General features: G+C 39.9%; 19 protein-coding genes and 1 other annotated feature. Of the genes, 18 read left to right on the forward strand and 1 reads right to left on the reverse strand.

The window, feature by feature from the left end:
* Nucleotides 1-36 precede the first annotated feature (36 nt).
* From radA to OS138_RS07715, 11 genes are all read left to right on the forward strand, one after another.
* On the forward strand, nt 37-1,407 hold the full coding sequence (gene radA, locus OS138_RS07665; RefSeq protein WP_002287449.1) for a DNA repair protein RadA: 1,371 nt from the start codon (nt 37-39) through the stop codon (nt 1,405-1,407).
* Between the two features lie 33 nt (nt 1,408-1,440).
* Entirely contained in the window at nt 1,441-2,598 is a 1,158-nt protein-coding gene (locus OS138_RS07670; protein WP_002287448.1) for a PIN/TRAM domain-containing protein, read from the forward strand.
* A 169-nt stretch (nt 2,599-2,767) separates the two neighbouring features.
* Complete coding sequence (gene gltX, locus OS138_RS07675) at nt 2,768-4,228, forward strand: glutamate--tRNA ligase (RefSeq protein WP_002293095.1); 1,461 nt, start codon at nt 2,768-2,770, stop codon at nt 4,226-4,228.
* Nucleotides 4,225-4,464 (forward strand) — a binding site (T-box leader). (Overlaps the previous gene by 4 nt.)
* An 85-nt stretch (nt 4,465-4,549) precedes the next feature.
* Complete coding sequence (epsC, locus tag OS138_RS07680) at nt 4,550-5,086, forward strand: serine O-acetyltransferase EpsC (RefSeq protein WP_325069942.1); 537 nt, start codon at nt 4,550-4,552, stop codon at nt 5,084-5,086.
* Nucleotides 5,083-6,495: a cysteine--tRNA ligase gene (cysS, locus tag OS138_RS07685; RefSeq protein ID WP_002322772.1), complete on the forward strand. Its 1,413-nt coding sequence runs from the start codon at nt 5,083-5,085 to the stop codon at nt 6,493-6,495. The genes epsC and cysS overlap by 4 nt, the downstream gene beginning before the upstream one ends.
* Nucleotides 6,492-6,887 carry a Mini-ribonuclease 3 gene (locus tag OS138_RS07690; RefSeq protein ID WP_002293091.1) on the forward strand — a complete coding sequence of 132 codons (396 nt, stop codon included), beginning with the start codon at nt 6,492-6,494 and terminating at the stop codon, nt 6,885-6,887. The genes cysS and OS138_RS07690 overlap by 4 nt, the downstream gene beginning before the upstream one ends.
* Entirely contained in the window at nt 6,880-7,740 is an 861-nt protein-coding gene (rlmB, locus tag OS138_RS07695) for a 23S rRNA (guanosine(2251)-2'-O)-methyltransferase RlmB (RefSeq protein ID WP_002287441.1), read from the forward strand. Before OS138_RS07690 ends, rlmB begins: the two co-directional genes overlap by 8 nt.
* Before the next feature lie 4 nt (nt 7,741-7,744).
* Nucleotides 7,745-8,275: an NYN domain-containing protein gene (locus OS138_RS07700; protein ID WP_002318843.1), complete on the forward strand. Its 531-nt coding sequence runs from the start codon at nt 7,745-7,747 to the stop codon at nt 8,273-8,275.
* 76 nt (nt 8,276-8,351) lie between these two features.
* The gene (locus tag OS138_RS07705; protein WP_002287436.1) at nt 8,352-8,930 is read left to right on the forward strand and encodes a sigma-70 family RNA polymerase sigma factor; all 579 of its coding nucleotides are present in this window, start codon (nt 8,352-8,354) and stop codon (nt 8,928-8,930) included.
* Between the two features lie 114 nt (nt 8,931-9,044).
* Nucleotides 9,045-9,290, forward strand: coding sequence for a Veg family protein (locus tag OS138_RS07710; protein WP_002287434.1), 246 nt, complete (start codon nt 9,045-9,047; stop codon nt 9,288-9,290).
* A gap of 92 nt (nt 9,291-9,382) precedes the next feature.
* Entirely contained in the window at nt 9,383-9,829 is a 447-nt protein-coding gene (locus OS138_RS07715) for a GNAT family N-acetyltransferase (RefSeq protein ID WP_002297374.1), read from the forward strand.
* Nucleotides 9,830-9,888: 59 nt separating this feature from the next.
* On the opposite strand, the gene mscL is transcribed toward OS138_RS07715, so the two are convergent.
* Entirely contained in the window at nt 9,889-10,350 is a 462-nt protein-coding gene (mscL, locus tag OS138_RS07720; RefSeq protein WP_002287431.1) for a large conductance mechanosensitive channel protein MscL, read from the reverse strand.
* A 251-nt stretch (nt 10,351-10,601) separates the two neighbouring features.
* Here mscL and yfmF point away from each other — a divergent pair, with 251 nt between their 5' ends.
* From yfmF to rny, 7 genes are all read left to right on the forward strand, one after another.
* Complete coding sequence (gene yfmF, locus OS138_RS07725) at nt 10,602-11,870, forward strand: EF-P 5-aminopentanol modification-associated protein YfmF (protein WP_325069943.1); 1,269 nt, start codon at nt 10,602-10,604, stop codon at nt 11,868-11,870.
* The gene (yfmH, locus tag OS138_RS07730; protein WP_325069944.1) at nt 11,863-13,149 is read left to right on the forward strand and encodes an EF-P 5-aminopentanol modification-associated protein YfmH; all 1,287 of its coding nucleotides are present in this window, start codon (nt 11,863-11,865) and stop codon (nt 13,147-13,149) included. Before yfmF ends, yfmH begins: the two co-directional genes overlap by 8 nt.
* 490 nt (nt 13,150-13,639) lie before the next feature.
* A complete protein-coding gene (locus OS138_RS07735; protein ID WP_002287423.1) occupies nt 13,640-14,563 on the forward strand; it encodes a RodZ domain-containing protein in 924 nt (307 codons plus the stop codon).
* Between the two features lie 208 nt (nt 14,564-14,771).
* Nucleotides 14,772-15,350, forward strand: a complete 579-nt coding sequence (gene pgsA, locus OS138_RS07740) for a CDP-diacylglycerol--glycerol-3-phosphate 3-phosphatidyltransferase (protein ID WP_325069945.1) — start codon at nt 14,772-14,774, stop codon at nt 15,348-15,350.
* 239 nt (nt 15,351-15,589) lie between these two features.
* On the forward strand, nt 15,590-16,831 hold the full coding sequence (locus OS138_RS07745) for a competence/damage-inducible protein A (protein WP_325069946.1): 1,242 nt from the start codon (nt 15,590-15,592) through the stop codon (nt 16,829-16,831).
* A 108-nt stretch (nt 16,832-16,939) separates the two neighbouring features.
* A complete protein-coding gene (recA, locus tag OS138_RS07750) occupies nt 16,940-17,989 on the forward strand; it encodes a recombinase RecA (protein WP_002287328.1) in 1,050 nt (349 codons plus the stop codon).
* 410 nt (nt 17,990-18,399) lie between these two features.
* Nucleotides 18,400-19,956 carry a ribonuclease Y gene (gene rny / locus OS138_RS07755; RefSeq protein ID WP_002287336.1) on the forward strand — a complete coding sequence of 519 codons (1,557 nt, stop codon included), beginning with the start codon at nt 18,400-18,402 and terminating at the stop codon, nt 19,954-19,956.
* Nucleotides 19,957-19,968 lie beyond the last annotated feature (12 nt).

The raw sequence follows: 19,968 nt of genomic DNA on the forward strand, positions 1-19,968 counted from the left end.
TAATGTCTCATGATTAGGATAAAAGGAGGCGGTACAATGGCAAAAAAATCAAAAGTACAATTTGTTTGCCAAAATTGCGGGTATGTGTCGCCTAAGTTCTTGGGACGCTGCCCAAATTGCGGAAAATGGAATACGATGGTCGAAGAAATCGAACAAGATACAACGGACCGCAGAACTCGGACAAGTTTGACAGGAGAAAAAGCAAAACCAACAAAAATCGCAGACGTCGTCCCTAAAAAAGAACCTCGAATCAAAACAAAATTAGAAGAACTGAACCGTGTGTTAGGCGGAGGTGTGGTGCCAGGGTCTATGGTCTTGATTGGTGGCGATCCAGGTATCGGGAAATCCACTTTGCTGTTACAAGTTTCTCAGCAATTAGCAGCCATAGGCGGAAAAGTCTTATATGTATCCGGCGAAGAAAGCGCAGAGCAGATAAAATTACGCGCGGAACGCCTCGGAAGTATCAACACAGAATTTTATCTATACGCTGAAACAGATATGAACGAAATCAGTCGTGCCATCGAACATATCTCCCCTGATTATGTTATCATTGATTCCATCCAAACGATGACGCAGCCAGACATCACAAGTGTGGCAGGAAGTGTCAGCCAAGTAAGAGAAACCACTGCAGAACTACTCAAAATCGCTAAAACAAATGGGATAGCCATTTTTATCGTCGGTCATGTTACCAAAGAAGGCTCGATCGCCGGCCCAAGAATGTTAGAACATATGGTGGATACGGTGTTATATTTTGAAGGTGAACAACATCATAGTTTTCGGATTTTGCGAGCAGTAAAAAACCGATTTGGCTCAACGAATGAGATTGGGATTTTTGAAATGCATGAGCATGGATTGGAAGAAGTCGCTAATCCTTCACAGATTTTCTTAGAAGAACGCCTAGACGGTGCAACTGGCTCTGCTATCGTTGTGGCAATGGAAGGGACACGTCCAATTTTGGTAGAGATCCAAGCATTAGTCACACCTACTATGTTCGGAAATGCCAAACGAACAACAACAGGTCTTGATTTCAATCGGGTATCTCTGATCATGGCAGTGCTGGAAAAAAGAGCTGGGTTGCTTCTTCAGAATCAAGATGCTTACTTAAAAGCTGCAGGTGGGGTAAAATTAAATGAACCAGCGATTGATTTAGCTATCGCTGTCAGTATTGCTTCAAGCTATAAAGAAAAAGGAACACAGCCAACGGAATGTTTCATCGGTGAAATTGGACTGACTGGAGAAATCAGACGTGTCAGTCATATTGAACAACGAGTCAAAGAAGTCCAAAAACTCGGCTTCACAAAAGTATACCTACCTAAAAACAACTTAGGTAACTGGGAAGCGCCAAAAGGAATCGAGATAGTTGGAGTAGCAACTTTGGCTGAAACGTTGAAGCGTGTGTTCCGCTAACTAATAAATGATTGTCGAAACGGAGGAAAAACGATGCAAAAACGTGTCATTACTTTGCTGATGATCATTGTCGGCGCAAGCTTGGGTATTTCATTTTTACCCTCAGCTTGGCAGGCAATCGGTCAACAGTCAAACGGATGGCTGAATAATACATTTACCAACAGCCTGTTAGGCGCACTTATTTTCTTTTTATTATCTTTGCTGTTGGCCAAACATATCTCAGCTATTATCAAACAAGTAGAACAAAAACTAAGTGAGGTCAGCTTGACTTATCTTCTCTTCGGTGCGATCGGTGCGATCATCGGATTGACTTTAGGTGTTGTGATCTCGACCCCTCTTTACAATATGGAAATTCCATTCGTCAATAGTGTATTGCCGATTTTACTGATGATCATCTTAGGTTATCTGGGGTTGAGAATGGGAACGACACGAATCGAAGAATGGAAGAAAGTTTTTGGTTCACGAAGCAAAAAAATCGAGCAAGAAACAGCTAGTCAAGTTGAGAGTCAACTGTTAGAACGAAAATCAGGAGAAAATTTCCATAAATATAAAATCTTGGATACAAGCGTGATCATTGACGGTCGGATTTATGATATTACAAAGACTGGATTCTTAGAAGGAACCTTGATGATCCCTAATTTTGTTCTTTACGAACTACAATACATCGCGGACTCAGGGGATAGTTTGAAACGTGTGCGTGGTCGTCGCGGATTAGATATCCTAAATGCCTTGCAAAAAGAAGAGGGTATATCTGTCGAAATGTACGATGGAGACTTTGAAGATATCAGTGAAGTAGACAGCAAATTGATCAAATTGGCTAAGCTTTTAGACGGTGTCATTGTAACCAATGACTATAACTTGAATAAAGTCTCTGAATTCCAAAATGTACCTGTTCTTAATATCAATGCGTTGGCAAATGCCGTAAAACCAGTCGTCATCCCTGGTGAAACAATGAATGTTCTAGTAGTAAAAGCCGGGACAGAACGCCAACAAGGAGTAGCCTACCTTGATGACGGCACGATGGTTGTCGTAGAAGATGGACAGCATTACATGAATGAACGTATCGAAGTCGTTGTAACAAGTGCCCTCCAAACAGCTGCTGGACGCATGATCTTTGCTAAACCTGCACATGCAGGACGAGGAATCGACAATAAAAAAGAGACAGAGAAAAAGACTAAACAATCAAAATAAAAAAGAAATTCAGCCAACTGGTAAGGAAATTCAACCAGTTGGCTTTACTATTTACCTTAGAAAAGGTAAAATTTGTGCTGAGTGGCTTTAAATAAATAATATTTGAGAAGCCGTAACTGACGGAATTTTTGCTGTTAGTCAAAGTCTAGTTTGAAAGAAGAGGAAGAAAATGACGAAAGTACGCGTACGCTATGCACCAAGTCCAACTGGGCACCTGCATATTGGAAATGCAAGAACTGCATTATTCAATTATTTGTTTGCCCGCCACAATGATGGAGACTTTATTATTCGTATTGAGGATACTGACCAAAAACGTAATATCGAAGATGGCGAAAAAAGCCAGTTGGAAAACCTTGCTTGGTTGGGAATGGATTGGGATGAATCTCCTGAAAATCCTGGAGAATACGGCCCTTACCGTCAATCTGAACGTAAAGAAATCTATCAACCGCTGATTGATCAGCTGCTTGCTAGCAATCGAGCATACAAATGCTATTGCACAGAAGAAGAATTAGAAGCAGAACGGGAAGCACAACGCGCAAGAGGAGAAATGCCTCATTACGCAGGAACATGTGCGAACTTGACACCTGAAGAACAAGCAGAAAAAGAAGCACAAGGTCTAGAATCTGTTGTACGTTTCCGTGTGCCTCGCAATACAGAATACGCATTTACAGATATGGTGAAAGGCGCTATTTCGTTCGAATCCGATAATATCGGTGGCGACTTTGTCATCCAAAAACGCGATGGTATGCCAACTTATAATTTTGCTGTTGCGGTCGATGATCATTTGATGAAAATCACTCACGTTTTACGTGGAGATGACCATATTGCCAATACACCAAAACAACTGATGATCTATGAAGCATTTGGCTGGACACCACCAACCTTCGGACATATGACATTGATCATCAACAGTGAAACAGGTAAAAAACTAAGCAAACGTGACGAATCAATCTTGCAATTTATCGAACAATATCGCGAATTAGGCTATCTACCAGATGCAATGTTCAACTTTATTGCATTATTGGGCTGGTCACCTGTGGGCGAAGACGAAATCTTCGAACACCAAGAATTGATCAAAATGTTCGATCCAAAACGCCTAAGTAAATCACCCGCAGCTTTCGATGCGAAAAAACTGCAATGGGTAAACAACCATTACATCAAAGCAATGGATCTAGATGCATTTACTGACATGTGTCTGCCTTATCTAATCGCTGATGGACGTGTAGCAGAAAACCCAGATGAAAAGACAATCGAATGGGTGAAGAAGATCGTTAGCCTGTATCAACCTCAAATGAGCTATGCTGCAGAAATCGTTGATCTGTCTACGCTATTTTTCAATGAACATCCTGTATTGAATGAAGCAGCAAAAGAAGTACTTGCTGGTGAAACAGTTCCTACTGTTCTCCACGCATTCAAAGCACAGCTAGAACAAATGGAAGTAGTAGATGCTCCAACTGTCAAAGCTGCCATCAAAGCTGTTCAAAAAGAAACTGGCGTAAAAGGAAAAAATCTTTTCATGCCAATCCGTGTAGCTGTATCAGGACAAATGCATGGTCCAGAATTGCCTGAAACGATCGAATTGCTTGGTCGTGAAAAATCATTAGCACATTTAAATCAAGTACTGAACTAAACACGATGAACAGAAAAAAGTAAGCAGCTGATCATTACAAGAGAGATACCGGGTGGTGCAAGGTATCAATGAATGGTTGCCGAAATGCCTCTGGGAGTGGTCTTGGCGAAACACAGAAAACAGGAAAAACTGTTTTACAGGAAACGAAGTAGCCAAGAACGTATAACAGGCGTTAGCTGTCAGAGATAATCATTGATTATGAAGAAAAGTGGAACCACGCGGAAAGCGTCTTTTGATAAGGAAACTTATTTAAAAGGCGCTTCTTTTCTTTATAAGAAGATGATTTCCTACATAAAATTCTTACGAAAGGAGTGGAAAGTCATGAGTTGGTTTACCCGAGCGATTGATGCAGCAAAGAGAAACGATCCGGCTGCACGTTCGACAGCTGAGATCGTTTTGACATACCCTGGTTTTCATGCCTTGTTTTGGCATCGTTTCTCTCATTTTTTATATCAGCACCGGCTCTTTTTGTTGGCGAAGATCAATGCTCAATTCTGGCGTTTCCTAACTGGTGTTGAGATCCATCCAGGAGCAACGATTGGAACTGGCGTGTTCATCGACCATGGAATGGGAATCGTCATTGGCGAAACCGCAGAAATCGAGGACGATGTGATTTTATTCCATGGCGTAACATTAGGCGGCACAGGAAAAGAAACGGGTAAAAGACACCCAACTGTTAAACAAGGAGCCATGCTCTCTGCGAATGCGCAGATATTAGGACCGGTAACGATCGGAAAAAACGCAAAAATCGGTGCAGGTGCCGTTGTGTTAAAAGACATTCCAGACGACGCTACAGCTGTGGGAGTACCAGCAAAAGTCGTTCGAATCAAAGGAGAAAAAGTGAGGAGATCAGAATGATAAAAATCTACAATACATTGACCAGAAAAAAAGAAGAATTCATCCCTATACAAAAGGGACATGTCGGTATGTATGTCTGCGGACCGACTGTGTATAATTATATCCATATCGGAAATGCTCGTAGCACCATTGCTTTCGATACAATTCGACGCTATTTTGAATATCGAGGCTATAAAGTCGATTTCGTATCGAATTTCACGGATGTAGACGATAAAATCATCCGTACAGCAAACGAATTAGGTATTACAGCACCAGAAGTTGCCGATCGTTTCATCCGAGCATTTGAAGAAGATACGAAAGCGTTGAATGTCGAGCCTGCTACACTGCATCCAAGAGTCATGGACCATATGCCAGATATTTTAGCATTTATTCAAGTGTTGGTTGAAAAAGGCTATGCTTATGAATCTTCAGGTGATGTGTATTACCGTACCCGTAAATTTGAAAATTATGGTAAATTAAGTGACCAATCCATCGATGAACTGGAAGTCGGAGCAAGTCAGCGTACAGGGGAAGAACAGCAGCAAAAAGAAGATCCATTAGATTTCGCTTTATGGAAACAAGCAAAACCTGGCGAGATTTCTTGGGATTCACCATGGGGCAAAGGACGTCCCGGTTGGCACATCGAATGTTCCGTCATGGCAACAAAACATTTAGGAGAAACGATCGATATCCATGGTGGCGGGCAAGATTTAGAATTTCCTCATCATGAAAATGAAATCGCACAAAGTGAAGCGAAAACAGGGAAAAAATTCGCTAATTACTGGATGCACAATGGCTATGTAACGATTGGCGAAGACGATGAAAAAATGAGTAAATCTCTAGGGAATTTCATCACTGTACATGAAATGATCAAAAACGTTGATCCACAAGTCTTGCGTTTCTTCATGGCGACCACACAATACCGTCGTCCGATCCGCTACAGTGAAACGACGATGAAAGAAGCAGCCACCAATTTACAACGACTGAAGAATACGTTTGACAATTTGAAATTCCGCCAAGAAACTGCCTCAGAGAATTTGGCAGATGATGCGGATAAAATCGCTTTGTTAGAAAATTTAGAACAGCGATTCATCGAAGAAATGGACGATGATTTTAATGCAGCAAATGGGATCACAGTGGTCTATGAGCTTGCTAAGTGGCTGAACACTTATCTAGACCAGCCGAAAGTTTCTGCCGCTGTCTTGGCACAAGGAGAAGCTTTATTCTCGCAATGGCTTTCGATCTTCGGTATTTTATTTACAGCAGAAGAGTTATTAGATGAAGAGATTGAACAATTGATCGAAGAACGAAATCAAGCAAGAAGCAATCGTGATTTTGCCCGAAGCGACGAAATTCGTGATTTGTTGAAAGAAAAAGGGATCTTATTAGAAGATACACCGCAAGGAACCCGATGGAGAAGAGAAGCATGAGAGATTACACACAATTGAACGGTTTAGCCTTGGCTTATGTTGGAGATGCGATTTACGAAATCTATGTTCGTGACCACCTGATTGATCAAGGAGAAACAAAACCCAATAAGCTGCATCGTGCGGCAACGAATTATGTTTCTGCGAATGCACAAGCCTTTTTGATTCAGCAAATGCTGGAAGAACATCTTTTGACAGAAGAAGAAGAACTTTATTATCGCAGAGGAAGAAATGCTAAAAGCCATACGAGCGCAAAAAATGCTGACGTTACGACGTATCGGGTCGCAACAGGGTTCGAAGCGCTCATGGGCTATCTGCATTTGACAAAACAAACCGAGCGGATGGAAGAATTGATCCGCTGGTGTATTCAGAAAGTTGGTGAAAAAAATGGGTAAAGAAAGAACAAACAAACATCAATCGAAACGTGGATTTGAAGACAAAAAACAAAATAGATATTCAAATAAAAAGCAAACTGGACGAAATCAGTCAGTTTCTGATCAAAATGAAGAAGCATTAGAAGATAATTTCGTCTTTGGGCACCATGCCGCAGTAGAAGCGCTACAACAAGGGCGAGGGAATAAACTCTTTCTTCAAGAAGATTCACGAGGAGAAAAAGTAGAAGAACTGAAAGAAATCGCACGTGAACAAGCTGTGCCAGTCAAATGGGTTCCTAAACAAAAATTAGAAACTTTGAGCGATCACGGCGTGCATCAAGGAGTCGTTCTTGCGATTACACCTTATGAATATTTATCCCTTGACCAACTGATTGAACGAACAAAAGAGAAAAAAGAAGACCCCTTCTTTTTGATTTTGGATAGCATCGAAGATCCACACAATTTTGGGTCGATTTTACGGACAGCAGACGCAAGTGGCGTCGATGGTGTGATCATACCAAAACACCGAGCAGTTGGAATCACACCTATCGTAACAAAGACTTCCACTGGGGCAGTCGAACATGTCCCTGTTGCACGCGTGACGAATTTGGTACAAGCTGTGCAACAGCTCAAAGAAACAGGATTTTGGGTATTTGGCACAGATATGACTGGCACAAACTTCCAAAAATGGAATGCCAAAGGATCAATTGCTTTAGTCATTGGTAATGAAGGCAAAGGAATGAGTCCAGGATTGAAAAAAGAAATGGATGAATTGCTGACGATCCCGATGACCGGGCACGTCCAGAGCTTAAATGCCAGTGTTGCTGCTGGTTTGCTTATGTATCAGGCTTTTTCCCAACGTCAGGGGGAGTAAGACCATGAAAAAACAGCTGTTGATTGTAGACGGCTACAACATGATTGGTTCGTGGCCGGAACTTGTCCAGCTTAAAAAGCAGGACAAAATGGCGGATGCAAGAGAAGCTCTTTTACATCGTTTATCAAATTATGCGAAATATGAAGGACTGGAAGTCATCGTTGTCTTCGATGCTCAATTAGTTCCGGGTATCCAACAAAATTATAAGAAATACCAGTTGGATGTTGTTTTTACGAAAGAAGACGAAACGGCTGACAGTTATATCGAGAGAATCGCTGGGCAGCTGAATGACCGTTTGACACAAGTGACAGTGGCGACAAGCGATTTAGCAGAACAGTGGATGATCTTTTCCCAAGGAGCATTACGAACTTCTGCTTATGAATTATATAAGACGATAAAAAAAACGGAAAAAACAATAGCCCAAGAAAATAAAGATATGCATTTTATTGATTTCCGACGTAATTCTCCATGGAATGAAGAGCAGTTAAAAAAATTGTCCCAAAAATTGGACGATTTAATGAGAAAAAATAAATAACATATCGTTCTAATCAGTTCGATGAATCATTGATGATAAGATTCCTCCATAAACGAATTTATGGAGGAATTATTTTATGTCTGAGGAGTTATTGCGCGCTGCACGTAATGGTGACGAAGAAGCATTTGCTGCCCTGTATCAAAAATATTTTCCACTTTTACTACGTTTGAAAAACACCTATTATTTAAGAAATTATGTTTCTGAGGATTGGGAACAAGAAGCAAGGATCGCTTTATATCAGGCATTGAGAACTTACGAAAAAAGCAAAGGTGTTAGCTTTGGAAGTTATTATAAAAGCATTATAAGCAATCAAATCTATTCTCTATTGAGGAAGCAGAACGCGCTGAAGCGTCGTGATCAAAAAGATGAAGTCTCAATCGACCAAAAAATAGAGACAGAAGGACCAGACTTTTTAGCAGAGATCACATTGCAAGAACCTTTAGCGATTCAGCATCTTTTATTAAAAGAAGCAATCGAAAATTGCGAAATCCAGTTTTCAAAAATAGAAGCTAAAATTTTTCATTATTATATGCAAGGCGTTGATTTTGTAGACATGGCTGAATGTTTAGCAATGGATCACAAGCAAGTAATGAGCGCTTACGGGAGAGTAAAACTCAAAATAAAAAAACACTTGAAATTTTATAATGAGGAATAATTTAGAAAAATCTTAATGAGCTTCTTATTTATTTTTATTGCATTTCTTTTTTTTTTATGGTAAACTTGAAAATTTTAAAAATATGTGGTATAGTTGATAGTAGAGGTGAACTGTATGCCAACAACTTTAGCTTCAATCAAGAAAGATTTAGAAGGTCGTATCGGCAGCCCAATCATGTTGGTTGCTCAGACAGGAAGAAAGCGTCAAACAGAACGCCGCGGCGTTTTAACAGAAACCTATCCTTCAGTATTCGTTGTTGATTTGGATCCTGAAGAAAATTCTTTTGAACGAGTATCTTACAGCTATTCAGATGTACTTACTCGGACAGTTGAGATCGAATTTTTAACTGAAGCAGTTTAAAAAGCAAACGAGCCTGAGATTCGTAAGGTTCGTTTGCTTTTTTGTGTGCGAATCGGTATGCTAAGAATAAAAAAGCAGGGGGCGTTTGCTTAGTGGAATATCAGGTAAAGAAATTTGAAGAATTGTCAACAGCAGAGTTTTACGCGATCGTCAAAGAACGAATCGCAGTTTTTGTTGTGGAACAACAGTGTCCTTATCAAGAAGTTGATGACATTGATGGACAAGCTTGGCATACGTTTTTTCAAGATACTGATGGGAAGATCCTTGCCTACACGCGAGTATATGAAGAAGCGGAGAGTATCCATTTTGGACGTGTCCTTGTTCATCAGGACAACCGTAAAGATGGTTTAGGAAGAAAGATTGTTCAAGAAACGATTAACATGATCCAGAAAAATTTTCCAGAAAAACCAATCGTGATCGGCGCACAAGAATACCTACAAGCTTTTTATGAGTCGTTTGGATTCAAGGCAATCTCAGATGTGTATTTGGAAGATGATATTCCACATATCGACATGAAAAAGGAACAAGTAGCAAGTTAAGAATCTAAAAAAAGAAAGCCGACACTGAAAATCGGCTTTCTTTTTTTTTAGATTCTTTATTATTTAGAAGTATCGGAAAGATTTGTTTGCTCTACTGGATGTGTATTGTCTTCTGCCACTTGTTTGGCAAGAAGATCGCGTATGTCACTAAGATAATCTTCTGCAGTAGGAGTTTCTTCCACTTCCACTTGCTCTTCTTTGGAGCGTAAATTCTTCGCACGGTTTGCCGCTTTGACAACTAAGAATAAGACAAAACCAGTGATCAGAAATGTAATGATAGCACTAATAACGTTACCAAACGCAAATGTGACGCCTTTTGTCGGCGACCAGTCAAGAATTGAAAGTGCTCCTTCTAAATCAGAAGTACCTGTGATCATTGCGACAAACCAACCTATTAGTGGTGTGATCAAGCCTTGCACCACTTGGTTTACGATGCTTGTAAACGCACTACCAATAACAACGCCGACAGCAAGATCCAAGACATCTCCACGCATGATGAACTCTTTGAATTCTTTGATCATGAATGACCCTCCCTTCTTTTATTTGTCTTTAGTATATCGAAAAATAAAAAATAAAAAAACAATATACGCTTTTAGCCGTCTGTTTCTTTTGATAAAAAACATCTATGCTATACTATAAAGTGTAACATCATTTAGAAAAAACGGCGAATTGCCTGAACTTATAAATTTCAAGCAGAGGAATAAGTAAAAAAGGCAGGTTGACCCATTAAAAGAGTAAGCGGGCAATCATCTGTGAAAAGGAGCATATAAATATGGTGTATCAATTGGCAGAAGGCGTGAATCTTCATGTCTTACCAACAAAACAATACAAAACGATCCGGATTTTTATCCGTTTTACTGCGCGTCTGCAACAAGAAGTCATCACGAAACGTTCACTTCTCAGCAGCATGTTGGAAACAAATAGTTTGAATTATCCGGATCAGACAAAGTTAAGTGCGCAACTTGCAGAGCTTTATGGCGCAAGCTTTGGATTATCAGTTAGAAAAAAAGGAAATTTACATTGGCTAAACGCAGGGATCAGTTTTGTGAATGGTGAATATGTCAATGATGCAAACCTTTTTTCTCAAGCGGTAGATTTTTTAAAAGAGGTTTTATTTTATCCAAATATTAAAAATCATCAGTTTGATCAGTTGACGTTTGACTTGGAAAAGAACAATCTGCGTCTATATTTGGAAAGTTTGAAGGAAGATAAACAAACTTTTGCTTCCTATGCCTTGCAAGAACTTTATTTTGAAAACAGCCCGGAACAAAAGATCCCAGGGTTGGGCGTAGTCGAAGATCTGGACAAGATCACTGCTAGTTCGCTAGCGTCCTACTATCAAGAAATGATGGCAAATGATCAAATCGACATTTTTGTTGTCGGCGATGTTGATCCGGACAAAGCAGCTGAAGCAGTTGGGCAATTACCATTTGAGTCGCGGGAAACAGTTTATCCAGATCTGTTTTATACCCAGCCTCAAGTGAATATCGTGAAGGAACGACAAGTACGTGAGCCAATCGTTCAAGCAAAGCTGAACCTAGCTTATCAGACAAATGTGTATTACGATGAACCAGAACGTTTTGCGCTAATGGTCTTTAACGGTTTATTTGGCGGTTTTCCTCACTCTAAACTTTTCATGAATGTCAGAGAGAAAGAAAGTCTAGCTTATTATGCCTCTAGTAGCGTGGATACGTTCCGAGGATTCATGAGTGTCCAAACCGGTATCGATGAAAAGAACCGAAATCAAGTACTTCATCTGATTCACGAGCAATTAGAAAGTTTGCGAAATGGTGAAATAACAGAGTTGGAACTGTCTCAGACAAAAGCAATGCTGAGAAACCAATATCTGCTTTCTCTAGACTCTCCTCAAGCAGCAATCGAAGCTTCTTTTTTGGACAGCTGGCTGCCAGAAACAAAATTATCTGATGAAGAATGGTTGAAACGCATGGAAAGCGTGACAATCAAAGATATACAACAAGTGGCTGAGCAAATCGAATTGCAGGCAATCTTCTTTTTAGCAGGAGGAAATGCAAATGAATAAAACAGAATATGAGCAAATCAATGAAACACTTTATCATGAAGTACTGCCAAACGGTTTGACCGTGTATTTGTTGCCTAAAAATGACTATCACAAGACATATGGTTTGTTCAGTACGAATTATGGTTCGATCGATAACGAATTTATTCCCTATGGTGAAAAAGAAAAGGTGAAAGTTCCAGATGGAATTGCCCATTTTTTAGAACATAAGTTGTTTGAAAAAGAAGATGGCGATGTCTTTCAATTATTTGGGAAACAAGGAGCTTCCGCCAATGCTTTCACAAGTTTTACGAAAACCAGCTATCTGTTTTCTACGACGGATCAGGTAGAAAAGAATCTGACGACCCTGATCGATTTTGTACAAGCACCTTACTTCACAGAAGAAACTGTAAACAAGGAAAAAGGAATCATCGGTCAGGAAATCCAAATGTATGAAGACGACCCTAACTGGCGGATGTTTTTTGGCATACTAAATAACTTGTATCCTACACACCCATTGCATATCGATATTGCGGGCACGGTTGAAAGTATCGACAAAATCACAGCTCAAGACTTGTATACGTGCTATCGGACGTTTTATCAGCCAAGCAATATGGTTTTATTTGTAGTTGGTAAGATGGAGCCTGAGAAATTGATGAAACTTATTCGGGAAAACCAAGAAGCAAAAAATTTCCCTCCAAAACAAGAAATTGTACGTTATTTCCCTGAAAACACAAAAGAAATCATCAAACAAAGTGCATTGGAAGCAGCCATTACACGAGATAAATTTGTACTTGGTATTAAAGGATTAGACACATTGTCGCAAGAAGGAACAGAACTGTTACGCTATAAAACAGCAATCAATCTGTTGTTCCAAATGATTTTAGGCAATACTTCTCGAAACTATCTAGCGATGTACAATCAAGGAATTATCGATGACAGCTTTGGTTTTGAATTCAGCTTGGATCGTGAATTTCACTTTGCGGACTTCAGCGGAGATACGGACGAACCAGAGAAAGCAGCAGAAAAAGTCAAAGAAATCATTCTTGGATTCGCTGATGATCCGGAAGTGTCAGAAACAAATCTCGATTTGCTGAAGAAGAAAATGCTTGGACAATATTTTCAATCATTAAATTCGATCGAATATATTGCCAATCAATTTACGCAAAGTTTATTTGGCGATCGAACTTTATTTGATCTTCCTGAAATCATCGATTCGATCCAAATGAAAGACGTACTGGCAGCTGGGGAAGCATTTATAAGTGAAGAGGCCTTCAGCGAGTTTTACATGAGACCAAAATAAACCAGTATTTTATGAGGAAAAGTCTTAAATTTCGTTTTAGACTTGTAGTAGGAACCTCCTCCAAAATCAGCTTTTATGGTATTCTTAAATGTGTTGGAAAAATTAGTGAGAAAATAAAACAAATCATGCTCTCTTTTAATCAACTTATATTAAAATAAAAACAAACGAAGTAATCAAAGAGGTTGTGAAATCAGCGTTTTGTCCTGAGTATTAGAGAAACAAATGGAAAAATAGTTCCTCATATTTTGCCGATTTTTGAGCTAATACCGAGGGGCAGCTGATAGAACACCGTTTAAGAAAGAGGTCGTGAGCCTGCCGTTTAACTCCGAGTCACAAGGAACAAGTTCAAAAAACAGCTTCTTATATTTATTGGATATTGTGACTTGTGACCGAGGAGTTGGCAGGAGAACAATGTTTATTCGGAAAAAAGGAGCTGTGACATGACTTTTGTCACAGCACCCAAACATAACGTCTTTCGTTGCAACAGCAGATGCTTCGGAGAATCAAACAGACTGGAGAAGATGAACGAGTGGCTTTTGAAACCATCGGAGAAAAATTACGGCAAGCACGCCTGAATAAAAAAATATCTTTAGATGAATTACAGCAGATTACAAAAATTCAAAAACGTTATTTGGAAGCAATCGACAATGATGATTTTGACCAATTGCCTGGTAAATTTTACGTGCGGGCATTTATTCGGCAATACGCTGAAGCTGTAGGAGAAGATGGAGACCATTTAGTCGATGTTTTTGATGGGAAAAGCAAATTGACAGGATCGGTCCCTGAACGTCCGCAGCCTGAAACAGTAAGTACTTCTAGAAAAGCAATGCATCAGGAAGAATCGCATCCAAGTCGCTTTTGGACAAGTCTTCCTGTCATTTTATTAGGATTGGTTGCTTTGGCGATTGTCGTTGTCGTGGGCTATATGACTTGGCAAGATCGTCAAGCTGATCCAATAATCGGAGACACAGCTTCTTCGCTTAAAGTAGAAGGATCAGTCGAGGAGTCCTCTTCCTCAGAGCAAAGCACGCAGACCAAAGAGTCTTCTACAGTAGAATCAACAACAAAATCAAGTGAAGAAAAGAAAATGGCAATAGCTACAGGAGAAGATTCTGGCAGTGCCATCGCAGTAAATATCACAGACGCTACCAAGCCTGTAACCCTTGAATTTACTGCTGTCAATCGTGTATGGTTAGGTGTGCTAGTAGACAATGCCTATGTTTATCAAGGGACACTGGCAGCAAATGAAACACAGAGTACCGTGTTACCGGAAACAGCAACAAATGCGACCATCACGATTGGTGCAGCAAGCAATGCAACGATCAAAGCGAATGGAGAATCCGTACCAGTTAATCCAGGGGAAAACAATCAGAGTCCAAAAAATGTGAACCTTACTCTTCAATACGCAGAATGATCGTATAAATTAGTTTACTCATCTGTTTACTTGTAGGTATAAAAAAGAAGGATCGTGACAAATCTGTGTCGCGATCCTTCTTCGTTAATTCAAAAAGATCAATTTCAATAAAAATACTCCTTTGAATAAATTCATTTGGAAAAGTAAATAATATCGGTGGAAACTTCGCTGATAGTCACGTAGAATAGGGAAGAAAGGAGTCGATAGTGTGAATTTACCAAATAAATTAACTGTACTTAGAATTTGTATGATCCCGATTTTCATTTTGGTTGTAGGTTTACCTTTAGATTGGGGACAACTTAACGTAGGAGATAGCACACTGGCTGTCACACAGCTAGTAGGTGCAGTTATTTTTGCTTTAGCTAGTATCACAGACTGGTTAGATGGAAAAATTGCCCGTGCGCGAGGCCTTGTCACTAATTTTGGCAAGTTTGCGGACCCGTTGGCAGATAAAATGCTAGTTATGACTGCTTTTATCATGTTGGTTGACCAAGGAAAGGCCCCTGGTTGGGTAGTAGCGATCATTGTTTGTCGTGAATTAGCCGTCACAGGCTTGCGTTTACTACTTGTCGAACATGGAGAAGTCATGGCTGCAGCTTGGCCGGGAAAAGTCAAGACGGCTACACAAATGGTTGCTATTATCTTGCTGTTTATCAATAATATCCCATTCAGCCTGATCGGTATTCCAGTAGATCAAATCATGCTTTATGCTTGTCTGATCTTTACTATCTATTCAGGTGTGGATTACTTCATCAAAAACAGCGGTGTGTTCAAAGGATCAATGTAAGTATCGTTTAGTGGAGAGGTTGTGAGCCTGCCGTCTAACTCTGAGTCACAAGGGATAATTTCAAAAAACAGCTTTTCATGTTTTATGTATATTGTGACTTATGACCGAGGTTTTGGCAGGAGAACACTGTTTATTTGGAACAAGGAGCTGTGACAAGATTTTTGTCACAGCTCCTTGCCCTCTTTTTAAATAAAAAAATATAAAAATACAGCGTATACTATATAAGGGAGCGGGAAGTAATGAAAGCAGAAATAATAGCTGTCGGAACAGAACTTTTACTAGGACAAGTCGTGAATACGAATGCCACTTTCTTGTCAGAACAGCTAGCTGATCTAGGTATCGAAGTTTATTATCAAACAGTTGTAGGAGATAATCAGCAGCGTTTAGAAGAGTTGATTGCTCTAGCTGAAACAAGAAGTGAACTCATACTCTTATGTGGCGGATTAGGACCGACAGAAGATGACCTGACAAAAGAAGCAACTGCGGCTCACCTCGGTAAGTCTCTCATACAAAATACGGAAGGATACAAAAAATTATTGGCATATTTTGAAACAACCCATCGAAAAATGACCAAAAACAATCTGCAACAGTCCCAGATCATCGAAGGCGGGATTCCTCTACCAAATCGTACAGGGCTTGCTTTAGGAACTTTTTATCAAACAGATACACATGCGTATATCCTTCTTCCCGGTCCTCCTAGTGAGTTGAAACCAATGTTTGTGGAACAAGTACGTCCTTTACTAGAGGAGCGTTTTCCTTCTGAAGAAAAACTAATTTCTAAAGTTTTGCGCTTTTATGGGATTGGTGAATCGCGACTGGTCACTGAGCTAAAAGATCTGATTGAGACACAGATCAATCCAACGATCGCACCATATGCCAAACCAAATGAAGTGACATTACGACTGACAGTGAAAACAAATGATGTTCAGGCAGGGAATCAAGCTCTTTTAGCATTAGAAGAAAAAATCCAAGAACGAGTAGGGGAATATTTTTATGGATACGGCGATGATAATTCGCTAGCAAAAGTCGTAGTGGAACTACTGAAAGAAAACAAGCAGACTGTAACAGCAGCGGAAAGTTTGACAGCCGGCGCCTTCCAAGCCGCATTGGGCGATATTGCTGGTGTATCTGAAGTATTTCCAGGCGGATTCGTTACCTACTCGCTCCAAACAAAAGCTGGTTTTCTGGAGATTGATCCGGAGCTATTAGCAGAATATGGAACAGTCAGCAAAGAATGTGTGGAGCAGATGGCCATTCAAGCACGTGAGATAGCAAGAACAGATTATAGTGTAGCTTTCACCGGAGTGGCTGGACCGGACACGTTAGAAGGTCAATCTGCAGGAACAGTATGGATCGCTATTTCATCTAAAGACGGCGTGGTTTCGGAAAAATATCACTTTGCCAGAGATCGTGCTGCTATCAGATATAATGCGGTTATGCAAGGATTTGATCTTTTGAGAAAACAGCTTTTAAGAAAATGATAAATGCGAATATTTGTTCGGTTTTTTCTTGCTTTTTTTCACTAAAAAAGATATGATAAGGATAATGAAATGTTGCTCTGATTTGTAAATATAAGGAGGATTATCGTATTGGCAGATGATCGTAAAGCAGCCTTAGATGCTGCACTGAAAAAAATTGAAAAGAGCTATGGTAAAGGCTCTATTATGAAATTGGGCGAAAAAATCGACCAGCAAATCTCTACAATTCCAAGTGGCTCTCTTGCGTTAGATGTCGCTTTAGGTGTCGGCGGTTATCCCCGTGGACGTATTATCGAAGTATACGGACCTGAAAGTTCAGGTAAAACAACAGTGGCGCTACATGCTATTGCAGAAGTACAAAAAAATGGCGGAACTGCCGCTTTCATCGATGCTGAGCATGCGTTAGATCCGCAATATGCACAAAAATTAGGTGTGAATATCGATGAACTACTTCTTTCACAGCCTGATACAGGAGAACAAGGTCTGGAGATCGCTGATGCTTTAGTATCAAGTGGAGCTGTAGACATCGTAGTAGTCGATTCAGTTGCCGCTTTAGTTCCACGAGCAGAAATCGACGGCGAAATGGGTGACTCACATGTCGGGTTACAAGCACGTTTGATGTCTCAAGCATTGCGTAAACTCTCTGGTTCGATTAACAAAACAAAAACAATCGCTATTTTCATCAACCAAATCCGTGAAAAAGTAGGCGTGATGTTTGGGAATCCAGAAATCACGCCTGGAGGACGCGCATTGAAATTTTACGCAACGATCCGTTTAGAAGTACGCCGTGCAGAACAATTGAAACAAGGAACAGATATTGTTGGTAACCGTACAAAGATCAAAGTCGTGAAAAACAAAGTAGCTCCTCCTTTCAAAATCGCTGAAGTAGATGTCATGTATGGCTTAGGTATCTCACAAGAAGGAGAACTTCTAGACATGGCAGTAGAAAAAGACATCGTTGATAAAAGTGGTGCTTGGTATTCTTATAAAGAAGATCGGATTGGCCAAGGACGGGAAAACGCTAAAATCTATATGGCTAATCATCCTGAAATGATGGCAGAAGTTTCTGCTCTAGTTAGAGCAGCTTATGGTATTGGCGAAGAAGTCGCTGTCCCAGAAGATGAAAAAGGACAAGAAGAATTGCCTTTAGTAGAAGAATAAAAATCATGATAAACAAAAACGGCTGGTCTGAAGAGTAGGTACTCTCCTTGACCTGCCGTTTTTTTATTGAATAAAGAAATCGTGAGTTATTTAATTATACGAGTGGGTACATAAAATAAAAATATCTGTTCATCTACAAAGAATAATTTAATAGAAAAGTTTCTCAATTTAAAGGTTTACCTATATGAAACTAGTGCCATTTATTTTAAAAACCATCGTTTAATGAATAAGTAGAAAGCCGTTTCTTTGTTTATTTAAAGTTGACACTACGGGGTACAAACATTAGAATAAAGTTGTGCATGTTTTTTGTACACATATATGCGAAGATGCATATTGACAAGTTTAGAATAATTTATCATAGAAGCTGTATAGATGATAAAAATGAAAAAGATAGTATGGAGGTGGATTTTATGGTATTCAACATTCTCCTCGCTATCATCGGTTTAATTGTCGGTCTTGGTTTAGGGTTTATGGTCGCAAAGTCACGTCACGAGAAAGAAATAGCTGGTGCACAATCATCAGCTGCTGGAATCATCGATAGTGCAAAAAAAGAAGCAGAAACTCTAAAAAAAGAAGCATTGTTAGAAGCTAAGGAAGAAAATCAGAAATACCGTTCTGAAGTTGAAAGTGAGCTGAGAGAAAGTAAGTTAGAATTAAAATCTCAAGAGAATCGTTTGATTCAACGCGAACAAACGCTGAATCGTAAAGATGACTCGTTAGAAAAACGCGAGAACTCACTTGAAAGTAAAGAAGAAGCACTTAGTTCAAAACAGCAATTAATTGAAGAGCGAGAAAAAGACGTTGAAAAAATGATTGAAGATCAACAAAAAGAACTAGAAAAAATTGCTGGTTTATCAAAAGAGGACGCACGAGATGTCATCATGAAATCGACTGAAGAAGAGCTGAATCATGAGTTAACTCTAATGGTAAAAGAATCTGAACAGCGTGCCAAAGAAGAAGCAGATCGCAAAGCGAAAAACTTATTATCATTAGCGATTCAACGCTGCGCAGCAGATCAAGTTTCAGAAACGACTGTTTCAGTCGTTACCCTTCCGAATGATGAAATGAAAGGTCGTATCATTGGACGAGAAGGTCGTAATATTCGAACGCTTGAGACGCTGACTGGTATCGATTTAATCATTGATGATACACCGGAAGCAGTTGTTCTTTCCGGATTCGATCCAATCCGAAGAGAAATCGCACGGATGACCTTGGAAAAACTGATACAAGATGGACGCATCCATCCAGCACGTATCGAAGAAATGGTCGAGAAATCTCGTAAAGAAATGGATGAACGTATTCGCGAATACGGGGAAGAGGCAGCGTTTGAAGTCGGTGCTCATACACTTCATCCAGATCTAATCAAGATCATCGGACGTCTGCGATTCAGAACTAGTTATGGACAAAACGTCTTGAAGCATTCAGTCGAGGTTGCAAAATTAGCTGGTATCTTAGCAGCAGAGCTTGGCGAAGATATCCAATTAGCAAAACGTGCCGGGTTGCTCCATGATATTGGGAAAGCACTTGACCATGAGATTGAAGGATCTCACGTTGAGATCGGTGCGGAATTAGCTGCCAAGTACAAAGAAAACCCAGTAGTAATCAACGCGATCGCTTCTCACCATGGAGATGTGGAAGCTACTTCTGTTATCTCTGTCCTTGTAGCTGCAGCAGATGCGCTCTCAGCAGCAAGACCTGGTGCGCGAAGTGAATCATTAGAAAACTACATCCGTCGTTTAAGAAGTCTGGAAAATATTTCGAACAGCTTCGCCGGTGTAGAATCAAGTTACGCAGTTCAAGCTGGACGTGAAGTTCGGGTAATGGTCAAGCCAGAAGAAATCTCGGATTTAGACGCTGTTCGTTTAGTACGTGATATTCGTAAACGAATCGAAGAAGAACTGGATTATCCTGGACACATCAAAGTAATCGTTATTCGGGAAACTCGTGCAACTGATTATGCTAAATAATAAAAAATACAA

The organism is Enterococcus sp. E5-37 (assembly GCF_035726925.1).
GTDB classification, from domain to species: domain Bacteria; phylum Bacillota; class Bacilli; order Lactobacillales; family Enterococcaceae; genus Enterococcus_B; species Enterococcus_B faecium.

Bases quoted from the DNA above. Each gene is read 5' to 3' on its own strand.
- rlmB (WP_002287441.1), top strand. From the start codon at position 6,880: ATGGGTAAAGAAAGAACAAACAAACATCAATCGAAACGTGGATTTGAA.
- radA (WP_002287449.1), top strand. From the start codon at position 37: ATGGCAAAAAAATCAAAAGTACAATTTGTTTGCCAAAATTGCGGGTAT.
- yfmH (WP_325069944.1), top strand. From the start codon at position 11,863: ATGAATAAAACAGAATATGAGCAAATCAATGAAACACTTTATCATGAA.
- OS138_RS07670 (WP_002287448.1), top strand. From the start codon at position 1,441: ATGCAAAAACGTGTCATTACTTTGCTGATGATCATTGTCGGCGCAAGC.
- gltX (WP_002293095.1), top strand. From the start codon at position 2,768: ATGACGAAAGTACGCGTACGCTATGCACCAAGTCCAACTGGGCACCTG.
- OS138_RS07690 (WP_002293091.1), top strand. From the start codon at position 6,492: ATGAGAGATTACACACAATTGAACGGTTTAGCCTTGGCTTATGTTGGA.
- OS138_RS07735 (WP_002287423.1), top strand. From the start codon at position 13,640: ATGCTTCGGAGAATCAAACAGACTGGAGAAGATGAACGAGTGGCTTTT.
- OS138_RS07700 (WP_002318843.1), top strand. From the start codon at position 7,745: ATGAAAAAACAGCTGTTGATTGTAGACGGCTACAACATGATTGGTTCG.
- mscL (WP_002287431.1), bottom strand. From the start codon at position 10,350: ATGATCAAAGAATTCAAAGAGTTCATCATGCGTGGAGATGTCTTGGAT.
- OS138_RS07745 (WP_325069946.1), top strand. From the start codon at position 15,590: ATGAAAGCAGAAATAATAGCTGTCGGAACAGAACTTTTACTAGGACAA.
- rny (WP_002287336.1), top strand. From the start codon at position 18,400: ATGGTATTCAACATTCTCCTCGCTATCATCGGTTTAATTGTCGGTCTT.
- OS138_RS07705 (WP_002287436.1), top strand. From the start codon at position 8,352: ATGTCTGAGGAGTTATTGCGCGCTGCACGTAATGGTGACGAAGAAGCA.
- epsC (WP_325069942.1), top strand. From the start codon at position 4,550: ATGAGTTGGTTTACCCGAGCGATTGATGCAGCAAAGAGAAACGATCCG.
- cysS (WP_002322772.1), top strand. From the start codon at position 5,083: ATGATAAAAATCTACAATACATTGACCAGAAAAAAAGAAGAATTCATC.
- yfmF (WP_325069943.1), top strand. From the start codon at position 10,602: ATGGTGTATCAATTGGCAGAAGGCGTGAATCTTCATGTCTTACCAACA.
- OS138_RS07710 (WP_002287434.1), top strand. From the start codon at position 9,045: ATGCCAACAACTTTAGCTTCAATCAAGAAAGATTTAGAAGGTCGTATC.